This is a genomic window from Gemmatimonadaceae bacterium, assembly GCA_035533755.1.
In the GTDB taxonomy this organism is placed as follows: domain Bacteria; phylum Gemmatimonadota; class Gemmatimonadetes; order Gemmatimonadales; family Gemmatimonadaceae; genus JAGWRI01.
Window position 1 is genome coordinate 179856 of the sequence record DATLTC010000009.1, and the last position, 21650, is coordinate 201505.

Here is a 21650-nt window from a genome sequence, read left to right on the forward strand (position 1 = left end):
CGGTGGTCAGGCGCCCTGGGCGCCGTTCAGCTTCGCGCCGCACTGCCCGCAGAATTCGAACGCGGCGGGAATTCCCTTGGCGCCGCATTGGGCACAGGTGTGCTCGTACGGGCCCCACAGGAACTCGCTGCTCCCCCCGTCGGCCGCCCGGCTGCGGATGCCGCGGTAGTCGATCTTCCGCTTCTCGACGAAGGCCTGCATGCCCTCGTAGGGCTCGAGCGTGGTGAAGTGCGTGGACAGCCAGTCGCGCGCGTGGCCGATGGTGGCAAACCACGCCGCCTCCTTCCAGTAGTTCACCTGCTGCTTGGTGTAGCGCGTGCATTCGGGGAAGGTGTTCAGCAGCTTCTGCGCCAACTCGTTCACCGTGTCGTCCAGCTTCGCCCGCGGCACCACCCGGTTCACGAGGCCCCACTCCAGGGCCTGCGCGGCCGGGATGCGGGGGTTGAGAAAGAGCATCTCCCGCGCGCGACGATCGCCCACGTGGATGGACAACCACTGCGTGGCGCCACCGGCGGCGACGCTCCCCACGCTGGTGCCGACCTGGCCCAGGTAGCAGTCGTCGGCCATCACGGCGAGGTCGCAGGCGAGCTGCGACTCGTTGCCGCCGCCCACCGCGATCCCATTGATCCGGGCGATCGTCACCTTGCCATTGCGGAAGATCGACTCGATGTAGCGGCTGAACAGGCCCATGTACTTGAAGTAGTCGTGCGGCCGCTTGGTGTAGACCGACGCATACTCCTTCACGTCGCCGCCGGTGCAGAACGCCTTCTCCCCGGCGCCGGTGTACACGATCACCCCCACCTGGTCGTCCTGCGATGCGTCGTCGAACGCGCGGATCAACTCCCGCAGCGTGTCGGTGGTGTACGCGTTGTACGCCTCGGGGCGGTTGATCGTGATCCGGGCAACGAAGTCCTTCTTGTCGTAGAGAATGTCCTTGAAGTCCAGGCTGCGAGGCGACTTCGAGGTGAAATAGTCGATCAGCGAGGTCATGGGTTGGCTCTGGTTGATGTCATGCCGGCCGCTCAGCGGATATCCACTTTCACGACGACCGCCGCCGCCGAATCGCCGGCGGCGCATCCGGTGAACAGGCCGTATCCTCCACCCTGCGTCACCAGGTCCTCCACGAGTTCGATGATCGCGCGCAGCCCGGTCGGGCCCTGGGGATGCCCCCAGACCAGCGAGGATCCGAAACGGTTCATCTTCTCGGGGTCGAGCTGCAGCGAGCGCGCCAGCAGGACGTCGTTCACCGCGAACGGATTGTGGGTCGTGGTGCTCGCGAGTTGGCCGGCGGCGATCCCCGCCCGGGCCAGCGCCGTCTGCGCGGCCGGCACGATGGCCATCGGCATGAACCCCGGTTTCACGCGGGCCTGGCCGAACGAGAGCAGCCGCACCTCCACGTGTTCGTCGCGCGACAGGGCGCGCGCGCGATCCCGGTTCCCGGTGAGCACCATCCCGGCGCTACCGTCGGCCGGGTGCGTCTGGGTGCCGAACGTGACGCTGCCGCCCTCGGTGACCGGCCGCAATGCGGCCAGCCCGGCCGCCGTGGTCGGGAATACGCCTTCGTCGCCGGTGACCGTGGCCACGACCTTCTTCCCGCGCTTCACCTCGACGGGCCGCACCATGAACCGGCCGAGAAACGCGCCGTCGTCGGCCAGCGCGCGGGCGTACTGCGCGTAGCGCAACAGCGTCATCTCTTCCTGCGCCTGGCGCGTGATCGCGCTCTCGCGGGCGACGTTCTCGGCCGTCTGCAGCATCGAGTTCTTGGCGTACGGATCGTGGCCGAAGCTGTCGAGCACCAGATCCTCGTGCTCGCCGGTGCCGCCGGCGCCGCCGGGATTGGGGTAATACACGTGCGGCCCGTTGCTCGTCCGGTCCACGGCTGCGGCCAGGTACACGTTGGCGCTCCCTGAGGTCAGCTCCTGCGCGCCCTCCACCACGCACCGCGCCGACGTGGCGCACGCCTGATTGATGGTCGGACCACTGATGTGGCCGAGCCCGGCGAGACCCGCGAACCACGGCGCGCCGTAGAAGGAGCCCTTGCTGGCCACGGTCGTGCCGAGGCTCATGCCGTCGATGTCGCTCGCCGCGATGCCGCGCTCGTCGAGCGCCCGCCGCGCCAACTCGGCAGCGAGCGGGATCGGCGCCAGGGTGGCGAACGAACCCTGCCAGGCACAGAACGGCGACGACCAGTAGGCGCCGTAGGGGATGTATACCGTCTCGAACTGCACGTTGCTCATCGTTTGCGCACTCCATTCAGGATCAGGTCGATCATCTCCTCACCGATCTCCTCCACCGTCCCGTACCGGGCCGGGTCGTACCACATGAAGATCCAGTTCAGCATGCCGAACGCGAACAATGCCGCGTGCCGGCTGCGGCGCGATGTGGCGTCGCCGGCCTCTCCCATCAACGCGCTGACCACGGCGGTGAAGAGATGGTAGTACCGCCGGCGCAGCGACTCCGTGGTCTCGTAGCGCTCCCCCTGCAGCGACGCGAGTTCGTACGTGCACACCTTGAGCTCGTTCGGATGACTGGTGAAGAACGCGAGATGCCCGATCACGAGCCGTCGTAACCGCTCTTCCGGCGTGCCGGGCTGCGACGCCCGCTCTTCCTGCGCCGCGAGCAGCGCAGCGAACGTCCGATACTGGATCTGGTAGAGCAGTTCCTCTTTGGAGTCGAAATAGTGGTAGAGGCCGGCGAGGCTCACACCCAGCGCGCGGCTCACATCGCGCATGGACGTCGCCTCGAATCCCTTGTCGGCGATCAGCGCCGCTGCCGTTTCGAGCAGCGTTTCCAACTTCTGCTGCGTCGCGGCCCGGGGCCCTCGACGCCGAGGCGCGGTGGACGTGTCGTCGCTGCTGTTCGGATTCATCGGCTCCGTGCTCCAAGGGCTGGCCCGGCGTCGGATGCCGGCGCGCGCGCCGCGGCCGGTGACGTCGCGCGCTGCTTGAGTCCATGCAGGATCTTCTCGGCCGTGATCGGCAGCTCGGTCACGCGCACGCCGCAGGCGTCGTAGATGGCGTTGGCGATGGCGCCGAGCATGGGGAGCAACGAGCCCTCGCCGATTTCCTTGGCGCCGAACGGGCCGCGCGGTTCGTAGCTCTCCACGGCCACCGAACGCATCTGGGGGGCGTCGCAGATCGTGGGGATCAGGTAGTCGTGCAGATTGGGATTCACGAGACGCCCGCCCGCGCCGACGACCGTATCCTCCATCAACGTTTCGCCGAGCCCCATGATGATGGAGCCCTCCACCTGCCCGTGGAACGTGAGGGGATTGATGACCGTGCCCGCATCGCTGAAGTCCGTGACCCGGTCAACGCTCACAAACCCGGTCTCGAGATCGACCGTGACCTCGGCGATCGCCGTCGAGAAGCTGTATGCGGGCGACGTGCCCACCGCGCTCCCCTTGAACCCGCCCCCGAGATCCTTGGGCGGTTGGTAGGAGCCGGTGCCGACGATCGGGCCGTGCTTGGCAAACGCCAGCCGGGCGGCCGCCGCCCAATCCATGCCCACGGTGGGGAACTGCGCCACGAATACGCGGCCGCTGCGCGCCACCAGGCTGCCCACGTCGCACGCCAGGGCCCGCGCCGCCGCCTCGAGCACCTGCCGCTTCACCACGAGCGCCGCCTCGCGCACCGCGTTGCCCCCCATCAGCGTCACGCGGCTGGAATACGAGCCCAGATCCAGCGGGCTCAGCGTCGAATCGCACTCCGCCATCCATACCCACTCGAACGGCACGCCCAACTCCTCGGCCGCGATCTGCACCAGCACCGTGTCGGACCCCTGGCCGATCTCCGCCGCCGCGATGTGCAGCGACACGGCCGTGCCGTCCTCGTGCACGCGGATCATGGCGTTCGAGTGCGGGAAGTCGGAGCGGTAGATCGGATATCCGGCGCCGGACACGAAGCCGCCGCTGCCCACGCCGATCCCTTTGCCCGGCGGCAGATGGCCGCGCTTGGCCCGCCAGTCGGTGGCGTCGCGCGCCTGCTCGAGCGTGCGCGTGAATTCGCACGACGACACGTCGAGCGCGTTCACCGTCCGCGTGTTGGGCTGCATCGCATTCTTCAGCCGGATGTCGATCGGATCGATGCCCAACTCCTCGGCGATCATGTCGAGCAGCGACTCGAACGCGAACCGCGGCTGCGGCACCCCATGTCCGCGAAACGCGCCGCTCGCCGGCAGATTGGTGTAGACGCGCACCCCGTCGTACTTGTAGTTCGGCATCCGGTACAGCGTGGGGAGCATCGATCCGGCGTAGTACGCCGTGATCACCCCGAACGACGTGTACGCGCCGCCATCCAGCACCACGCGCTGCTGCACCGCAGTGATCGTCCCGTCGCGCGTCACGCCGATCTTGAGATCGATGGTCTGCTTGTGCCGCCCCCGGAAGTGCCGGAACATCTCCTCGCGCGAGTACTCCATGAGCACCGGTCGCCCGGTCTTGCGCGACAGGATCGCGGCGCAGAAGTCCAGCGGCGTCGCCTCGGCCTTGACGCCGAACCCGCCACCCACCGCCGGACGGATCACCCGGATGCTGCCCATCGGAATTCCGAGCGTGCGCGACAGCGACCGGTGCAGATAGTGCGGCGTCTGAGTGGACGACCAGAGCGTGAGGCGGTCGCCGTGGGCCTCCCACTGGGCGAGCGCCGCGTGCGGCTCCAGCGGCGCCTGGTACGTGCGATTGCCCACGAACCGCTGCTCGCGCACGAGGTCGGCCTGGGCGAACCCCTGCTCGACGTCGCCGAAATGCCACTCGACCCGCGTATTCACGTTGTTGGCGTAGCGCGGATGCTCGGGATGCACCAGCGGCGCGCCGGGCGCCATCGCCGCCTCCGCGTCGAACACCGCCGGGAGCTCCTGGTATTCCACTTCGATCAGCGCCACCGCGCGCTCCGCCGTCGCCTCGTCCACCGCGGCCACCGCCGCCACCTCGTCGCCGATGTAGCGCACTCGCTCGCGGGCGAAGATCTGCTCGTCCTCGCGCGCCGGGCTCACGCCGTACCACGTGGCGGGAACGTCGTCCGCCGTGATCACGGCCAGCACGCCGGGCAGCGCCCGCGCCTTGCTGACGTCGATCCGCGTGACGATCCCGTGCGCGATCGGACTGCCAAGGATCTTTCCGAAGATGGTGCCCGGCGGGCGATGGTCCGCCGTGTACCTGGCGCGCCCCGTGACTTTGTCCGGCCCGTCGTAGCGGGTCACCCCATGTCCGACGATCGCGTGATCGCGCTTCTGATCGCGCTCGCCCTCGTCGTGCGGATGCGCATCGAGCGGCACGCCGTCGAACTCCTGCCACGACCGCACGGCGCGGATCATCCGCGGATACGTGGCGCAGCGGCAGAGATTCCCGCTCAGCGCGTCCTTGACGTCGTCCTCGCTCGGGGCGGGGTTCCGGTCGATGAGCGCCTTGGCCGACATCAGCGCGCCCGCCGTGCAGAAGCCGCACTGGAGCGCGCCATGCTTGACGAACGCCTTCTGCAGGGGATGCAGATCGCCGCCCGTCGCCAGACCCTCCACGGTCGCGATTGCCTTGCCGTCCGCCTCGACGGCGAGCTGCAGACACGCGTTCACCGGCTCGCCGTCCACGTGCACCGTGCACGCGCCGCAGTCGCCCGTGCCGCAGCCGCGCTTGGTGCCGGTGAGGCCGAGTTCATCGCGCAGCACGGCGAGCAGCGTCGTCCCCGGCGCCACCGCCACGGTGCGCGGCTCGCCGTTCACGTCGAGGCGCACCAGGTGCCCCCCCGTCGTCATGCCACACCGCCCGCCGCGTGCGCACGCGCCGCGGCCTGGGCCAGCGCCCGCCGCACGAGCACGGCGACGATGTCGCGCCGGAACGCCTCCGACCCGCGGATATCCGAGATCGGGAGCGCGGCGTCCGCGCACACCGCGCCGGCCACCGCGAACAGCTCCTCCGTCGCGATCTCGCCCTCGAGCAGGCTCGACACCCGCGGCACCATCAGCGGAACCGGGCCCACGGCGCCCAACGCCACGGACGCGCGCGTGATCCGCGCGCCGGCGAACACCACGCTCGCGGCAGCCGACGCTACGGCGAGCGCCATCCCCCGGCGCAGCGCGAACCGCTGGAAGCTGCTGCCGCTGTGCGGCGCCGCCGCGGGGATGATGATCTCGGCCAGCACTTCCCCCGGTTCGAGCACCGTTCGTCTGGGGCCGGCGAACAGCTCCGCGGCGCCGATGACCCGCTCCCCGGCGCCCGACACGATGCGCAGCCGCGCGTCGCCGACCATGGCGGCCGGCGGCAGGTCGGCGCACGACACCGCGCGACAGAAGTTGCCGCCGATGGTCGCCAGACTCCGGATCTGCGGACTGCCCAGCGACCGCGCGGCCTCGGCGAGTGCCGGCAGCCAACCCTGCACGTCGGCGCTCGCGGCGATCGCGCCCACCGTGGTGAGCGCGCCGATGCGCAGACGGTCGCCGTCGCGCGCGATCCCGCGCAACTCGGCAATGCTCCCGAGCGCGATCAGATGCCTCGCCGTCTCCCGGCCGCGCTGGTAGTCGGGCACCAGCTCGGTGCCGCCCGCCAGGAACGCCGCGTCGCCGCCAAGCCGCTGGCCCAGCGCGCAGGCCTCGGCCAGCGACGCCGGTCGGTGGTACGTGAAGGGCAGGGTGGGCACTCGGCGTCTCAACTCACGACCGCCGCCGACCACGCGACGTCGGAGAGTTCCAACTTCCGGAATCGGAAGCCGCCCCACAGCGCCGCCCCGATCGCGCCGGCGTAGATCGCGGACTCGTCGGTCACGACGTCGGCCGCCCCGGCGCCGGTGCCCGGCGCCTTCTTGCTCATCGCGTCCCGCAGCGCGGCCAGCATCCCCACGTCGCCGGCCAGGCCGCCGCTCACGAACACCGGTCCGTCGAACTGCAGCGACCGCAGCAGCCGCGCGAACCGGTCGGCCATGCTCTGGTGCACGCCGCGCAGGATGTTGGCCGTCGTGATCCCCCGCGACACCATGTTGATCACGTCGGTCTCGGCCAGCACGGCGCAGATCGAACTCACCTTCTCCGGCTCGTCCGCCTGGAGCGACAGCGGCCCGATCTCGTCGTGCGACACGCCCAGATAGCGGGCGATGTTCTCGAGAAACTGCCCCGACCCGGAGGCGCACTGGCTGGTCATCTTGTAGTCCAGCACCCGCCCGTGCTCGTCCATCGCCAGCGCGCGCGTGTGCAGCGCGCCGACATCGAGCACCGCGCGCGCCGGCGGCGCCAGGTGCAGCGCTCCCCGCGCATGCGCCGTCATGCCGTAGAAGTGCCCGGTGGCGAACGGGAACTCCGCCCCCTCGCCCGTCGTCGCGATGTAGTGGATCGCGTCGACCCCGGCCGCGTCGGTGGCCGCCTGGAAGACTTCGTCCACCACCTTCGCCACCACGCGGCGGCGGATGCGCGCCGATTGCTGCGTGAGCATCGTCGCGTCACCGTCGGCGTCCGTTCGCATGATCACCACCTTCACGGCCCCGCTGCCCACGTCGATTCCCGCGCTCACAGTGCGCATCAGGCCACCATCCGGTTGGCGAACAGCGCGGCACCGAGCGCCCCGGTGTAGATGCTGTCCGCCGAAATGTTGATTGTCCGCGCTCCGTAGTTCTCGTCCACCAGATCGCGGATGGCCCCCACGGCCGCGGCATTCTTGGCCACGCCGCCGGTGAAGGTGAACTCGTCGCTCACGCCGCCCGACCGGGCGAGCAGGCTCATCGCGCGGAGAATGATCGCGCGGTGCAATCCAGCCAGGATGTCCTCCCGCTTCTGGCCCAGGCCGAGCAGTTCGCGCAATTCGGCGCCGGCGAACACGGTGCACGTCGAGTTGATCTTCACCGCGTGACGCGATTGCTCGGCCAGCGGCCCCAACTCGTGCAACCCCAGGTTCATCTCATCCGCGATGTAGCCCAGGTACCGCCCGCACCCGGCCGCGCAGCGATCGTTCATCTGGAAGCTCGTCACGATGCCCGCGGGGTCCACCTGGATCGCCTTCGTGTCCTGGCCGCCGATGTCGAGCACGGTGCGCGTGTTCGGAAACAGCTCGTGCGCCCCGAGGCCGTGGCAGAGGATCTCGCTCCGGATCTGCTCCTTGGGAAACGGCAGCCGCGCGCGACCGTAGCCCGTGCCCACGGTCGCCACCGGCGTGAGGTCCGTGGCCACCGCATGGTCCACCGCTTCGGCCAGGCCCTCCGGGGTGCCCACGCGCTTGAGCGCGTCGGCGATGTGATCCCGGAAGTCGAGATCAAGCGGCTCGTTCTCCACCCGGATGATGCACTTGTCGTACACGCCGATCAGCCGGTCGAAGGACACGCCCGTCGGATCGGCCACCTCCTCGGCAATGCGCATGAACGCCGAGCCGGCCGCGTCGCGGAAGAAGTCGGAGCGCGTGGCCGGTGGCTCCTGGAAGAGCGCCACCTCCTCATCCGCGATCCGGCCACAGATCCGCTCCAACGCCTCGGTGAACGCGGCGCGCAGGTCGCTCGGCGCCGAGCGGTCCACCTCTTCGCGCATCAACTCTTCGAGCCGCCGCAACTGATGCAGCATCTGCTCGAGCACGAACGCACGCCGGAGACGGGCCACGGCGTCCTCGCGCTCGGCGCCCGACAGCCGCTGCTGGATCAGCCCGAACCGCGCGTTGATCAGCGCCTCGGTGCGCGCCACTGCCGCCGCCAGATCGTAGTTGGAGCGCGAATTGGTGATCCCGCGCCCGAGCATCGCGCCGTTCCCGTCCAGGACGACGGCCTTGGTCGTCGTCGAGCCGAGGTCGATCCCGATCACGCAGCTCATGCGGCCGACCTCCGTCTGGCGTCGATCATCTGGAAGTAGCTCTCGAGCCGGTTCTTGATGTTGGCCGACGAGAAGTACCGCGGATCCACCAGGTCGCTCTCGATGAACGCGCCGGGAACCCCCGTCCGCTTCTCCACCTCGCGCAGGATCATCAGCTGCCCGGCCGAGAACGAGTTGCACGACTTGATGGAATTGATCACGAAGCCGTCCGCCTCGTACTCCCGGATGTACCGCGCGATCGTGTCGATGCGCGACGGGAGATTGAGGTTCGTGTAGCACCCGCTGCAGTAGTCGGCCATCGTGCCGAGCGGGTCGTTGGGATCGTGGCGGAAGCCGGTGTCGTACGTCCCACCCACCTTGGTGTACGTGGACGCCACCACCACCGCCTTCTCGTCGGTGAACATCTTCCAGAAGTCCCGGAAGTGCGTCCAGCTCGGCGGCCCCTCCACCACCAGCCGGTAACGCTGGTCGTCGAGCGAGCCCGAGGGCGTGATCGGACCCAGCCCCGCCGCGGCGCGCGCCTCGATCTCCTCGCGCAGCGCGCGGTAGTACTCCACCCCCTCCTCCGTGCCGCGGAAGGCGCTGAAGATCGGCCCCACGTAGTACACCGTGCCGAAGTAGCCGTCGATCGGACTCGGCCGCTGCTTCGCCGATTCCAGCACGGCCACCAGGTCGTCCTCGGCGCGCGCCGAGAGCGCCAGGCGGCGGCGCAGTTCCTCCTCGTCGTACTTGCGGCCGGTGGCCTTCTCCAGCGCCGGGATCACCGTGTCGCGGAGCTGCCGGATCATGTACTCGCGATGCTCCGGCTCCAGCACGCCGTCGCCCTGATAGGGCACGTGAAAGAACACCGCCGGACAGTCGTACTCCTCGCGCAGCAGTTCGAACCACTTCATGAACGTGTAACACCCCGTGTACGACAGCAGCAGCAGGTCGGGCTTGGGCAGCTTGGTGCCCGCCGGCGAGATGTTGCCCGACTTCATCATGCCGATGTCACACTTCACGTACGCGCACACGTCCTCCGAGTGCCCCGACCGCTCCGCTTCGGCGATGTACTCCCCCGACTGCTTGCGCATGCCCGATTGCAGCGCGTTGATCTCGGGCAGCACGGGCAGGGCCCCGAACGAGCGGATGAGCTCCGTGAGATTGCCCGGCACGAACGTGTAGACCACGGGCTCGTGCCGCTCCGGGGCCTGCTCCAACCGCGCGAAGTGCTGCGCGATCATCTCCTTCTGGAGCAGCATCGATTGATCCTTGAGCACCTCGGCCATCAGGCAGCCCCCCAGAGCTTGAGCGAATCGGAGAACGTTCCGGCCTGCTCGCGGAACTGCTGGAACTGGCCCGTGTTCTCCGCATACTTGAACGCGATGCACGGCAACCCCGCGCGCTCGGCGCCGTTGCGCAGCATCGGCTGGTCGAGCAGCGCCGGATCGCAGAAGCTGGGCGTCGCGAAGATGATCCCGTCGGCGTGCGCGGCGGCGGCACGCTGCTTCATGAGGTTGCGCTTGCCGTCCGGATCGCCCTCGAACAGCACCGAGGTCTTGAGGTCGTTGCGCACGAACGCGTCGGCCAGATTGCGCAGCGGATCGCCGTCCAGCGGCACATCGCGCGTCATGAACCGGTCGCCGAGCAGGAAGTCATCGTCCACCACGTAGCAGCCGGCCTTCTCGATCGACTTGATCAGCCCCAACGGCGGCTGCTCGCAGAACGCGCCGGCGATCACCACCCGGCTGTTGTCGCGCGGCCGGCGGCGGTCGGCATTCACGCCGTCCAGGTATTCGCCCACCCGGGCGATGAACTCCTCCGGCGGCACCACCTCGCCGGCACGGAGCAGCAGGTACAGCTCCTCGGTGGGAACGTCCCACGGCCGCTCCTGCCGCGCCGCGTACAACGCCCGGATCGCCGAGCGCATCGCGTTGTACAGCCCGATCGATGCCGCGAGGTCCTCGGGCGTCGGCACCTTTCCCGAAACCGCGCCCAGGTCGTTCACCAGACGGTGCAACTCCCCTTCATAGAACTGCGCCGCGGCCGCCGCGTCGGGCACCTGCGGGATGTCGATGTAGCGGACGTACGTGTCGGGGTACAGCAGCTTCCACATGCCCGACAGGTTGCGGATGACGTCGCACGTGGACGGAAAGAGCACCGCCGAGAGCATGTCCAGCCGCCCAGACTGCGCCAGCTCGATGACCGACCGCGGCAGGTGGCAGATGTACGACTGATAGAAGGCGTCGCCGCGGATGATCTCCAGGCGGTCGCCGCCGCCGTGGATCCCAACGGGCAGGAAGCCGCAGGCGTGAAGGAGCTCGCGGGGGACGTAGACGGGCAGATATCCGGCGGCCTTGCTCCCCGGATGCTGATCGAGCCAGCGGTGCACCGTACCGAAATCGAGATCCTCGTACAGCTCACGCGCCCAGTCGACGACAGTGGCTCGAGACACTCGGCCTCCTTATGGAGGGGACCCGGTTGGGGGAAGAGACGCCGCCGCTTGACGGCCCTGTCCGCGACGTTTCTATTTCGAACGAACGTTCGACCGGTTATAATGGGACCGATGGTCGAACTGTCAATAGCGAATTTTCGGCGCCCGGACCGGAGTCCGAGCGCCCTGACGCCGTCCTACGCCTCACCCGGACGGCAGGAGAGGGGACGGGCATGGCTTACCACTTCCGCGGACTGTCGCTCTCGAAGGTCGGCGTCGTCGGGTCTGGCAACATCGGCCCAGACATCGCGCTCCACTTCGCCAAGGCGCTCGCGTCCTCCGACGTCGCCGTGGTGGTCGTCGATGTCGCGCCCGAGGCGCTCGCGCGCGGGCGCGCGAAGCTCGAGCAGAAGGTGGCCAAGGGCCGCGAGAGTGGCGCGTACACCGACCGGCAGGCCGACGCCATCCTCGGCCACGTCACGTTCACCGACGACTACTCCCGGCTCGCCGACGCCGGGCTGGTGGTCGAGGCGGCCACGGAGAATCTCGACGTCAAGAAGCGCATCTTCGCCCAGCTCGAGTCGCTGGTGCCTGGCGACGCCATCCTCGCGTCCAATTCCTCTCACATCGAGCCGGAACTGATCTTCGCCGGCCTGCGCGACCGCCGGCGGGCGCTGGTGCTTCATTACTTCTTTCCCGCCGAGCGGAACCCCGTGGTTGAGGTCGTCTCGGGTCCCGACACCAGCGCGGCGTTGGCGGACGACCTGCTCGGCTTCTATGAGGCAATCGGCAAGGTGCCCGTGCGCGTGGGCGGCCGGTACGGGTACGCCGTGAATCCCGTGTTCGAGGGCCTCTTCCTGGCCGCCGCGCTGTGTGTCGAGGAGGGATTGGGGACGGTGAAGGAGGTGGACGCCGCGGCCAAGCGCGCCCTCGGCCTCGGCATCGGTCCGTTCACGGCCATGAATCTCACCGGCGGGAATCCGATCACCGACCACGCGCTGGACGAGATGACAACCCGCGTCGGTCCCTGGTTCCGATCGCCCGCGCTCATGAAGGACGCGATGGCTTCAGGCCGGCCCTGGGATGTGGCCAAGCGCAATGAAGTCGTGGAGCTGCCGGCCGACCGCGAACGGGTGATCGGCGACGCGATGATGGGTGCGTATTTCGGGCTGGTCGGCGAGATCCTCGACAGCGGCATCATCTCCCTCGGCGACCTGGAGCTCTCCGTCGAGATCGGACTCGCCGTGCGGGCGCCGTTCGCGTTCATGAACCAGATTGGTGTCGCCCGCGCCCTGAAGCTGGTCGAGGCGTACGCGGCGGGCCATCCGGGCTTTCCGGTGCCCGGGGCCATCGCCCGGCAGGCGCGCGGCGGGCGTCCATTTGAGATTCCATATGTCCTGCGTCGCGATGCCGGCGATGTCGCCGTGCTCACCATCCGGCGGCCGCAGGTGCTGAACGCGTTGAACGACGAGGTCTACCGCCAACTCCACGACCGGTTCGCCGCGCTGCGGGACGACGCCGGGATCCGTGCCGTCGTGCTCACGGGATTCGGGACCAAGGCGTTCGTGTCGGGCGCGGACATCAACTTCCTGGCGTCCATCACGACGCCGGACGAGGGGTTCCGCACGTCCGAACGTTCCAAAGCCGCCGGGAATCTGATCGAGCAACTGGGCAAACCGGTCATCTGTGCGCTCAACGGCTCGGCGTTCGGCGGCGGGAGCGAACTCGCGATGTGCTGCTCGGCGCGGATCGCGCGGTCCGGGCTGTCGGTGGCCATGGCGCAGCCGGAGGCGAATCTGGGCATCGTGCCGGGCGCGGGCGCCACGCAGCGCCTGCCGCGGCTCGTGGGCGTGGAGCGGGCGGCGGAGATGCTGCGGACGGGGCGGGGGCTGTCGGGCGCCGAGGCGGTGGCCTGGGGGCTGATCCGGGAGGAGGTGGACGGCGACGTCGTGGACGCGGCAATCCACCTCGCGCGAGCGGCGGCGGACGGGCAGGTGACTCTGGCCGGCCTGGACCGACGGCCGATCGAGGTTCCGGCCGCCCTCCCCGAAGTGGCCCTCGGGCATCTCAGCCGGGCCATCGACGGGCTCATGTGCAGGGCCATCGTCGAGGGGTGCCGGCAGCCGCTCGAGGGCGGGCTGCGGTTCGAGTCGGAGATGTTCGGCGCTTGCTGCGCAACGGAGGACATGCGCATCGGGGTGCGGAACTTCTTCGAGCACGGGCCGCGGGCGCGGGCGGAGTTCGTCCACCGGTAGGCGCGCCGGTTGGCGGGCGGCGGGTTCCTGTGTGCTGGCCCGCGATGCATATTGTATCCAACCGTTGCCCCGAGGTGCTCCTCGTGCCGCCACGAAAATCCGATCGCCGCCAGCCGCCTGCGCCATCCCCGCAGGCGCCCGCCCTCGCGCCGATCGAGCGGCAGACGGTCACCAGCATGACCCGCGACGCCATTCGCGACCGCATTCTGCGCGGCTCCTATCCCGCCGGCGAACCGCTGCGCCAGGACGCCCTCGCCGACCAGCTCGGCGTGAGCCGCATCCCCGTGCGCGAGGCCCTGCGGCTGCTCGAGGCCGAAGGGCTGGTCACCTTCAATCCGCACCGCGGCGCCGTGGTCTCCACCCTGTCGCTGGGGGAGATCGAAGAGCTGTTCGAACTCCGCGCGTTCATCGAGACCGACCTCATCCGCCGCGCCGTCCCCCGCATCTCCGACGAGCGGATCGATCGCGCCGAGGAGGTGCTCGACACCTACGAAGCGTCGCTGCGCGGCGGCCAGGTGGCCGGGTGGGGCGGACTCAACTGGCAGTTCCATTCCACCCTCTACGCCGCGGCCGAACGCCCGGTGACCATGGGCGTGGTGCACCGGCTGCACCAGCACAGCGACCGCTATTCGCGCATGCAGCTGGCCCTCACCCACGGGGAAGCGCGCGCCAACAAGGAGCACCGCGAGATCACGGCCGCCATGCGCCAGCGCGACGCCAAGCAATCCACCGCGCTCATGCGCGAGCACATTCTGGGCGCCGGTCGCGCCCTGCTGGAATTTCTCCACGCCCAACTCGACGCCGCGGATCGGGCCGCACACCTGCCCGCGCCCCGCGGCGCGTAGGTTCTCATGACACAGACACGCAAGCTCTCGCATTATCTGGGCGGCACGTGGACCGCCAGCACCGGCGACGAATGGATCGTCGATCACAATCCCTCCGACGCCCGCGACATCGTGGCCAACACGCCGCGCGGCACGCCCGACGATGCGCACGCGGCGGTGCGCGCCGCCGAGCAGGCGCAGGCCGGATGGCGCTCGCTGTCCGGGCCGGCGCGCGCCGAGCACCTCCACCGCTGGGCCGCCGTGATGGCCGAGCAGCAGGAGGCGCTGGCCCAGGCGATGACGCGCGAGGTGGGCAAGCCGATCGGCGAGTCGCGTGGCGAAGCGGCGCGCTGCGTGGCCATCCTGCGTTACTACGCGGGCGAAGCCGTTCGCAACATCGGCGACGTGATCCCGGCGCAGGCGGCAACGGCCCTCCAGTTCTCGCTGCGCGAACCGCTGGGCGTGGTGCTGCTCATCACCCCATGGAACTTCCCGGCTGCGATCCCGATGTGGAAGGCGGCACCGGCGATCGCGTTCGGCAACACCGTCGTGCTCAAGCCGGCGGAGAGTGCATCGCACGTGGCCACGCTCCTCGCCGAGACCGCGCACGCGGCGGGGCTCCCTGCCGGCGTGTTCAACGTGGTGCTCGGCTCCGGTGCGGTGCTCGGCCCCGTGCTCCTGCATGCACCCGCGGTGCGCGGCGTGAGCTTTACCGGATCAAGCGCCGTGGGCGCGCAGATCGCCGCCGCCGGGGCCGAGCGCAATATCCGGTATCAGACCGAGATGGGCGGCAAGAACGTGGCCATCGTCCTCGCCGACGCCGATCTCGGGCAGGCGGCATCGCTCACGGCCGCCGGCGCCATGCGATTTGCGGGGCAGAAGTGCACGGCCACCAGCCGCGTCATCGTGGCGCGCGAGGTGGAGGGTGCGTTCCTGGCGCGCCTGCGCGAGCAGGTGGCCGGGCTCCGCCTGGGGCCGGTCACCGACCCCAGCGCGGCGGTGGGCCCCGTGATCAGCGAGACATCGCGCGCGTCCATCCGGCGCGCTCTCGAACAGGCGGGCGGCGAGCAGATCGTGCCCGCGCCATTGCCCGCCGGCGACGACTTCGCGCACGGGTTCTTCGTAGCCCCGACGATCGTCCGCGGCGTATCGCCCGACGCGCCGGTGGCGCAACAGGAACTGTTCGGCCCCGTACTGGCCTGGCTGCCCGCCGACGACCTGGACCACGCGCTGGCCCTGGCCAACGGCACCAGATACGGGCTCAGCGCCTCGCTGTTCACCAAGAACATCGCCCACGCTCTGGAGTACATCCGGCGTATCGACGTCGGACTCGTGCGCGTGAACGGCGACACCACCGGGGTGGATCCGCACGCCCCGTTCGGCGGCATGCGCGGCTCCAGCTCGGGAAGTCGCGAGCAGGGGCCGGCGGCGCGCGAATTCTACACCGAGCTCAAGACCGTTCAAATCAATCCCTGAGGCCCTGCCATGCTCCAGCACGACTGGTCCGGTGTGTTCACCGCGATCACCACGCCGTTTCGCGACGACCGCTCCGTGGACCACGCCTTTCTCGCCCGCCACGTCACGTGGCTCGTGGACCATGGAGTGCGCGGCATCGTCCCGCTCGGGTCGCTCGGCGAAGGCGCCGCCCTGAGCGCATCAGAGAAAGTCGAGGTCCTGGCCACCTGCCGCGAGGCCACGCGCGGCCGGGTGCCGCTCGTGGCCGGCATCGGCACCCTGTCCACGATCGACGCCGTGGCGCTGGCGCGCGGCGCCGAGCGCGTGGGGTGCGACGGCCTCATGGTGTTGCCGCCCTACGTGTACCGCGGCGATGCGCGCGAGACGCTCGCCCACCTGCGCGCCGTGATCGAGGCCACGCCGCTCTCCTGCATGCTCTACAACAACCCGATCGCCTACGGCACCGACATCACGCCCCGTCAGCTGGGCGATCTCGCCGAGCATGCCAATCTGCACGCGGTCAAGGAATCGAGCGGCGACATCCGCCGCGTGACCGAGATCGGGGAGCGTCACGGCGATCGCTTCCGCGTGTTCGTGGGCCTGGACGATGCGATCGTCGAGGGCATCGCCGCTGGCGCGGTGGGATGGATTGCCGGGCTCGTCAACGCGCTCCCGGACGAATCGGTGCAGCTGTTCGAACTGGCCATGGACGGAACGGCCGAGGAGGCGCGCGAGCTGTACCACTGGTTCCTGCCGCTGCTGCGGCTCGACACCGTGCCCAAGTTCGTGCAACTCATCAAGCTCGTGCAGCAGGAAGTGGGCATGGGCAGTGAACGCGTGCGCCCGCCGCGCCTCGAGCTCGCCGGGGCCGAACGCGACGACGCGCTGACGCTCATTCGCGCGCAACTGGCCGCCCTGCCGCAGCGCATCGTATGACGGCGCCGTCCACCGCGACGATCCACGTCGTGGACTCGCACACCGAGGGCGAGCCCACACGGGTGGTTCTCGACGGGTGGCCGATGCCGGAGGGCGCCACGATGGCCGAGCGCCGCGACGACATGCGGCGCCGCTTCGACCATCTGCGCCGCGGCGTGGTGCTCGAGCCGCGGGGCCACGACGCGATCGTCGGCGCCCTGCTCACGCCGCCGGTCGAAGCGGGGTCCGCGGCCGGCGTCGTGTTCTTCAACGACGTCGGGTACCTCGGCATGTGCGGCCACGGCACCATCGGGGTCGTGCGCACGCTCGAGTATCTGGGCCGGCTGGCGCCCGGCGACGTGCGGCTCGACACCCCCGTGGGAACCGTGGCGGCGCACCTCGACGCCGACGGCTCGGTGACGGTCACCAACGTGCCCGCGTATCGGTGGCAGGCCGGCGTGGAGGTGCAGGTGGAGGGCGTCGGCGCAATACGCGGCGACGTCGCATGGGGCGGCAACTGGTTCTTCCTCGTGGAACACGCCGAGCCGGCGCTGCGCGCCGACAACATTCCCGAGCTCACGCGCCTCACGATGGCGATTCGCGACGCGCTCCGCGCGCAGGGCGTGCGCGGCGCGGACGGCGCCGACGTGGATCACATCGAGTTGTTCGGGCCGGCTTCGCGCCCCGACGCCAACAGCCGCAACTTCGTGCTCTGTCCCGGCGCCGCGTACGACCGTTCGCCGTGCGGCACCGGCACGTCGGCCAAGCTCGCCGTGCTCCATGCCCGGGGCGAGCTGGCGCCGCGCGAACCATGGACGCAGGAGAGCATCACCGGCAGCACCTTCACCGGCTGGCTCGAGGAACAGGACGGACAGCTCGTGCCCCACATTCGCGGCCGCGCCTACATCACCGGACGCACCGCCCTCCACTTCGACCCTGGCGATCCGTTCCGCTACGGGTGGAACGCCGGATGAACGGTGCGGCGCGCCCCGACGCCGTGATCGTCGGAGCAGGGATCGTCGGGGCCGCCTGCGCACATGCGCTCGCCGCGCGCGGACTCCGCGTCCTCGTCTGCGACGCGGACTTTCCCGGCGGCGGCGCCACGGCGGCCGGCATGGGCCACATCGTGGTGATGGACGACTCGCCCGCCCAGCTCGCGCTCACGGTGCTGTCGCGTCGCCTCTGGTCCGAGCTTGCGCCCAGTCTCTCGCCAACGTGTGAAGACGAGCGGCCGGGCACGCTCTGGGTGGCCGCGACTGCCGACGAGATGGGCGTCGTGGCGGAGAAGCACGCGTTGTGCAAGCGCATGGGGGTGGCCTCCCACGTGCTCGACGAATGCGGGCTCGCCGACGCCGAACCCAATCTGCGCCCGGGTCTTGCCGGCGCGCTGTTCGTGCCCGACGATCGCGTCATCTATCCTCCGGGCGCGGCGCGCTGGCTGCTCGACGCCGCCGTCGCCAAGGGTGCCACGGTGCGCCTCGGCACGCGCGCCCTGTCGGTGGCACCGTCGTCGGTGACGCTGCACGCCAATGGCGCATCGGAAATCGTTTCGGCGGGCGCGATCATCCTCGCCATGGGCATCGATACGCCGTCCGTCGTTCCCGGACTCGCCATCGTGCCGCGCAAGGGACACCTGGTGATCACCGATCGCTACCCGGACCTCATTCGCAGCCAGCTGGTGGAACTCGGATACCTCCAGAGCGCCCATGCCATGACCGGCGCGTCCACCGCGTTCAATCTCCAGCCGCGCGCCACCGGGCAGGTGCTGATCGGATCGTCCCGCGAACTCGTCGGGCGCGACCCGTCGGTGAACCGCCGCATCGTGCACGACATGGTGCAGCGCGCCGTGGAGTTCGTTCCCAAACTCGGCGACTGTCTGGCCATCCGCACGTGGACCGGGTTCCGACCGGCCACGCCCGACAAGCTGCCGCTCATCGGACCCTGGCCCGACGTGCCCGGCGTCTGGATCGCGGCCGGCCACGAGGGACTCGGCATCACCACGGCGACCGGCACGGCGGCGCTCATCGCCGCGGGCCTGCTTGGCGGGCCGCCGCCGATCGCGGCCGAGCCCTTTCTGCCCACCCGCCCGATGCCGGCGCTGGCGGTGGCATGACGTCGCGCGCGCTGACCGTGACGATCGATGGCCGCCGCGTGTCGGTGGCGGCCGGCGCCTCGGTAGCCGTCGCGCTGCTCGATGCAGACGTGGTGCGCTTTCGCCGCTCGGTGCGCGGCGAGCCGCGCGGGCCGGTGTGCGGCATGGGCATCTGTTATGAATGCCGCGTGACGATCGACGGTGCGGCGCACCAACGCGCCTGCCTCGTGGATTGCGAAGAAGGGATGGTGATCGAGACCGGAGCGCCGCCGCGTGACTGAGTCGCTCCGTCAGGACGTGGTGATCGTGGGCGCCGGGCCGGCTGGACTCGCCGCCGCCGTGCGCGCCGCGGAGGGTGGCGCCCGCGTGACCGTCGTCGACCAGTCGGCGCACCCGGGCGGGCAGATCTGGCGCCATCGCGACCGCGCCACGCTTCCCCCAGCCGCCCGGGCCTGGATCGAGCGGTTCCACGCCTCGGGCGCGCGATGGATGCCCAATGCGTCGGTGTTCGACGCGGCACCGGGCCGCCTCTGGATCCATTCCGCGTCCGGGGCAACCGCGATCGAGGCCGGCGCGATCGTCCTCGCCACGGGAGCGCGCGAGCTGCTGCTGCCGTTTCCCGGGTGGACGTTGCCCAACGTGATGGGCGTTGGCGGGCTACAGGCGCTCATCAAGGCGGGAGCCGACGTGCGCGGCAAGCGCGTGGTGATCGCCGGGTCGGGGCCGCTCGTCCTGCCCGTGGCGGCCACCGCCGCACAGCACGGAGCACGCCTGTCCGCCGTCTGTGAGCAGGCTCCGCTCGGCGACGTCCTGGCATTCGCCGCCGGCCTCTGGCGGTCGCCCGCCAAGCTGATCACCGCCGCGACGTACCGCGCGAGGTTCCCGCTGGCGCGGTTCCGCGCCGGCGTCTGGATTGAACGGGTGCACGGCGACGACCGCGTGCGCAGCGCCACCCTCACCGATGGCGACGCGAGTTGGCGCGTGCCGTGCGACCTGGTGGCCACCGCGTGCGGGCTGATTCCGAACGTCGAACTCGGGACCTGGTTGGGCTGCGAAGTCCGGGGCGGCGCGCTGACCGTGAACCACGATCAACAGACGTCGGTGCCCGGTGTGTTCGCGGCCGGCGAGTGCGCCGGCGTGGGCGGCGAAGACCTGGCGATCATCGAAGGGCAAATCGCCGGACTCGCCGCCACGGGGCAGGGAGCACGCGCCGCGGCGCTGCTCGGCGCGCGGCGCCGCGGCCGGCAGTTTGCGCGCCGGCTGGCCAACGCGTTCGCCGCACGGCCGGAGCTTCGGGCGCGGCCCGAAGCCGACACCGTGGTGTGCCGATGCGAGGACGTGCGCATGGAAGACCTGCAGGCCGACTGGGGCGCTCGCCAGGCCAAGCTCGCCACACGGGCCGGCATGGGCGCCTGCCAGGGCCGCGTCTGCGGGGCCGCCATGGCATGCCTGTTCGATTGGACCGCGCCCAGCGTCCGCCCGCCGGTCACTCCGGTGCCGGTGCGCGAACTCGCCCACACGCCCGGCGCGGCGCGCTGAGCGCTGAGCAGCGCGGCGCCGAATCACTGCCGGAGCGGTTGCCCGGCCTCCGGCACGGCCTTTACCTTAAGCGACGCTCTTCACCGTGCGGTTTCACCGTTCACTACAGGCGCCCCCAATGGCGACGTACAAATACGCAACCGTCCCCGCGACCGGGGAACGCATCGGCTACGCCAACGGCGAGCTGAAGGTCCCCGACCACCCGATCATCCCGTTCATCGAAGGCGACGGTACCGGCGCCGACATCTGGCGCGCCTCGGTGCGCGTGTTCGATGCCGCGGTGGCCAAGTGCTACGGCGGCAAACGCAAGGTCGCCTGGATGGAGGTATTCGCCGGCGAGAAGGCGTTCACCAACTATAAGGATTGGCTGCCGCAGGAAACCGTGGACGCCATGAAGGAGTTCCGCGTCGCCATCAAGGGTCCGCTCACGACGCCGATCGGCGGCGGCATCCGATCGCTGAACGTGGCGTTGCGGCAGATGCTCGACCTCTACGCCTGCATCCGGCCGGTGCGTTACTTCGAGGGCGTGGGCAGCCCCATGAAGCAACCAGCGCTCCTCGACATCATCGTGTTCCGCGAGAACACCGAGGACGTGTACGCGGGCATCGAATGGAAGGCCGGCTCCCCCGAGGCCGACAAGCTGCGTGCGTTCATCAAGACGGAACTCGGCGCGGACATCCGCGAACACTCGGCCATCGGGATCAAACCGATGTCGGAGTTCGGGTCCAAGCGGCTCATCCGCATGGCCATCCAGCACGCGCTCAAGCACAACCTGCCGTCGGTGACGCTGGTGCACAAAGGCAACATCATGAAGTTCACCGAGGGCGCGTTCCGCGATTGGGGGTACGAAGTGGCGCGGAACGAGTTTCCCGAAGTCACCGTGGCGGAAGCCGACGTCGGCAAGGCCGGCGTCAACGCCAGGGCCGACGCCGTGATCATCAAGGATCGCATCGCCGACTCCATGTTCCAGCAGATGCTCCTGCGGCCCAACGAATATTCCGTGCTCGCCACGCCCAATCTCAATGGCGACTACCTCTCCGACGCCGCCGCGGCGCAGGTGGGCGGGCTGGGCATCGCGCCAGGCGGGAACGTTGGCGACGGCGTGGCGGTATTCGAAGCCACGCACGGGACGGCGCCCAAGTACGCCAACCTCGACAAGATCAATCCGGGCAGCGTGATCCTTTCCGGTGTGATGATGTTCGAGTATCTCGGGTGGAACGAGGCCGCCACGATGATCGTTCGCGGTCTCGAGAACGCCATCACGTCCCGGCACGTCACCTACGATCTCGCCCGTCAGATGCCGGGGGCCACGGAAGTGTCCACCTCGGGATTCGCCGACCAGATCATCAAGGGGATGGCGGGCTGAGCGGCACACCGACCTCACG

General features: G+C 69.8%; 18 protein-coding genes. 9 read left to right on the top strand and 9 right to left on the bottom strand.

Annotation, left to right across the window (positions count from 1 at the left end; genetic code table 11):
* Positions 1–6: 6 nt before the first annotated feature.
* Genes VNE60_01440 through bcrC form a run of 9 tightly spaced genes read right to left on the bottom strand, consistent with a single transcriptional unit; the run spans position 7 to position 11206 of the window.
* Positions 7–990 (bottom strand): enoyl-CoA hydratase-related protein, encoded by a 984-nt coding sequence (locus VNE60_01440; protein ID HVB30169.1) that lies wholly within the window; start codon positions 988–990, stop codon positions 7–9.
* Positions 991–1022: 32 nt separating this feature from the next.
* Positions 1023–2237 (bottom strand): thiolase family protein, encoded by a 1215-nt coding sequence (locus VNE60_01445; protein HVB30170.1) that lies wholly within the window; start codon positions 2235–2237, stop codon positions 1023–1025.
* Positions 2234–2869 (bottom strand): TetR/AcrR family transcriptional regulator, encoded by a 636-nt coding sequence (locus VNE60_01450; protein ID HVB30171.1) that lies wholly within the window; start codon positions 2867–2869, stop codon positions 2234–2236. The genes VNE60_01445 and VNE60_01450 overlap by 4 nt, the downstream gene beginning before the upstream one ends.
* On the bottom strand, positions 2866–5748 hold the full coding sequence (locus tag VNE60_01455; GenBank protein HVB30172.1) for a molybdopterin cofactor-binding domain-containing protein: 2883 nt from the start codon (positions 5746–5748) through the stop codon (positions 2866–2868). Before VNE60_01455 ends, VNE60_01450 begins: the two co-directional genes overlap by 4 nt.
* Complete coding sequence (locus VNE60_01460) at positions 5745–6629, bottom strand: xanthine dehydrogenase family protein subunit M (GenBank protein HVB30173.1); 885 nt, start codon at positions 6627–6629, stop codon at positions 5745–5747. Before VNE60_01460 ends, VNE60_01455 begins: the two co-directional genes overlap by 4 nt.
* Positions 6630–6637: 8 nt before the next feature.
* Entirely contained in the window at positions 6638–7501 is an 864-nt protein-coding gene (bcrD, locus tag VNE60_01465; protein HVB30174.1) for a benzoyl-CoA reductase subunit D, read from the bottom strand.
* Positions 7501–8772, bottom strand: coding sequence for a BadF/BadG/BcrA/BcrD ATPase family protein (locus VNE60_01470; GenBank protein ID HVB30175.1), 1272 nt, complete (start codon positions 8770–8772; stop codon positions 7501–7503). Before VNE60_01470 ends, bcrD begins: the two co-directional genes overlap by 1 nt.
* Complete coding sequence (bcrB, locus tag VNE60_01475; GenBank protein HVB30176.1) at positions 8769–10040, bottom strand: benzoyl-CoA reductase subunit B; 1272 nt, start codon at positions 10038–10040, stop codon at positions 8769–8771. The genes VNE60_01470 and bcrB overlap by 4 nt, the downstream gene beginning before the upstream one ends.
* Positions 10040–11206: a benzoyl-CoA reductase subunit C gene (gene bcrC, locus VNE60_01480; protein HVB30177.1), complete on the bottom strand. Its 1167-nt coding sequence runs from the start codon at positions 11204–11206 to the stop codon at positions 10040–10042. The genes bcrB and bcrC overlap by 1 nt, the downstream gene beginning before the upstream one ends.
* Before the next feature lie 212 nt (positions 11207–11418).
* On the opposite strand from bcrC, the gene VNE60_01485 reads away from it, so the two are divergent.
* The 9 genes from VNE60_01485 (at position 11419) to icd (ending at position 21631) form a co-directional block, all read left to right on the top strand.
* On the top strand, positions 11419–13440 hold the full coding sequence (locus tag VNE60_01485; protein HVB30178.1) for a 3-hydroxyacyl-CoA dehydrogenase/enoyl-CoA hydratase family protein: 2022 nt from the start codon (positions 11419–11421) through the stop codon (positions 13438–13440).
* A gap of 176 nt (positions 13441–13616) precedes the next feature.
* Complete coding sequence (locus VNE60_01490) at positions 13617–14285, top strand: GntR family transcriptional regulator (protein HVB30179.1); 669 nt, start codon at positions 13617–13619, stop codon at positions 14283–14285.
* Positions 14286–14291: 6 nt separating this feature from the next.
* On the top strand, positions 14292–15740 hold the full coding sequence (locus VNE60_01495; protein HVB30180.1) for an aldehyde dehydrogenase family protein: 1449 nt from the start codon (positions 14292–14294) through the stop codon (positions 15738–15740).
* 9 nt (positions 15741–15749) lie between these two features.
* Complete coding sequence (locus VNE60_01500) at positions 15750–16655, top strand: dihydrodipicolinate synthase family protein (GenBank protein ID HVB30181.1); 906 nt, start codon at positions 15750–15752, stop codon at positions 16653–16655.
* The gene (locus VNE60_01505) at positions 16652–17608 is read left to right on the top strand and encodes a proline racemase family protein (protein ID HVB30182.1); all 957 of its coding nucleotides are present in this window, start codon (positions 16652–16654) and stop codon (positions 17606–17608) included. Before VNE60_01500 ends, VNE60_01505 begins: the two co-directional genes overlap by 4 nt.
* Positions 17605–18747 (top strand): FAD-dependent oxidoreductase, encoded by a 1143-nt coding sequence (locus VNE60_01510; GenBank protein ID HVB30183.1) that lies wholly within the window; start codon positions 17605–17607, stop codon positions 18745–18747. Before VNE60_01505 ends, VNE60_01510 begins: the two co-directional genes overlap by 4 nt.
* On the top strand, positions 18744–19007 hold the full coding sequence (locus VNE60_01515) for a 2Fe-2S iron-sulfur cluster-binding protein (GenBank protein ID HVB30184.1): 264 nt from the start codon (positions 18744–18746) through the stop codon (positions 19005–19007). The genes VNE60_01510 and VNE60_01515 overlap by 4 nt, the downstream gene beginning before the upstream one ends.
* Complete coding sequence (locus VNE60_01520; GenBank protein HVB30185.1) at positions 19000–20265, top strand: FAD-dependent oxidoreductase; 1266 nt, start codon at positions 19000–19002, stop codon at positions 20263–20265. Before VNE60_01515 ends, VNE60_01520 begins: the two co-directional genes overlap by 8 nt.
* A 118-nt stretch (positions 20266–20383) precedes the next feature.
* Positions 20384–21631, top strand: a complete 1248-nt coding sequence (gene icd / locus VNE60_01525; protein HVB30186.1) for an isocitrate dehydrogenase (NADP(+)) — start codon at positions 20384–20386, stop codon at positions 21629–21631.
* Positions 21632–21650: the final 19 nt, after the last annotated feature.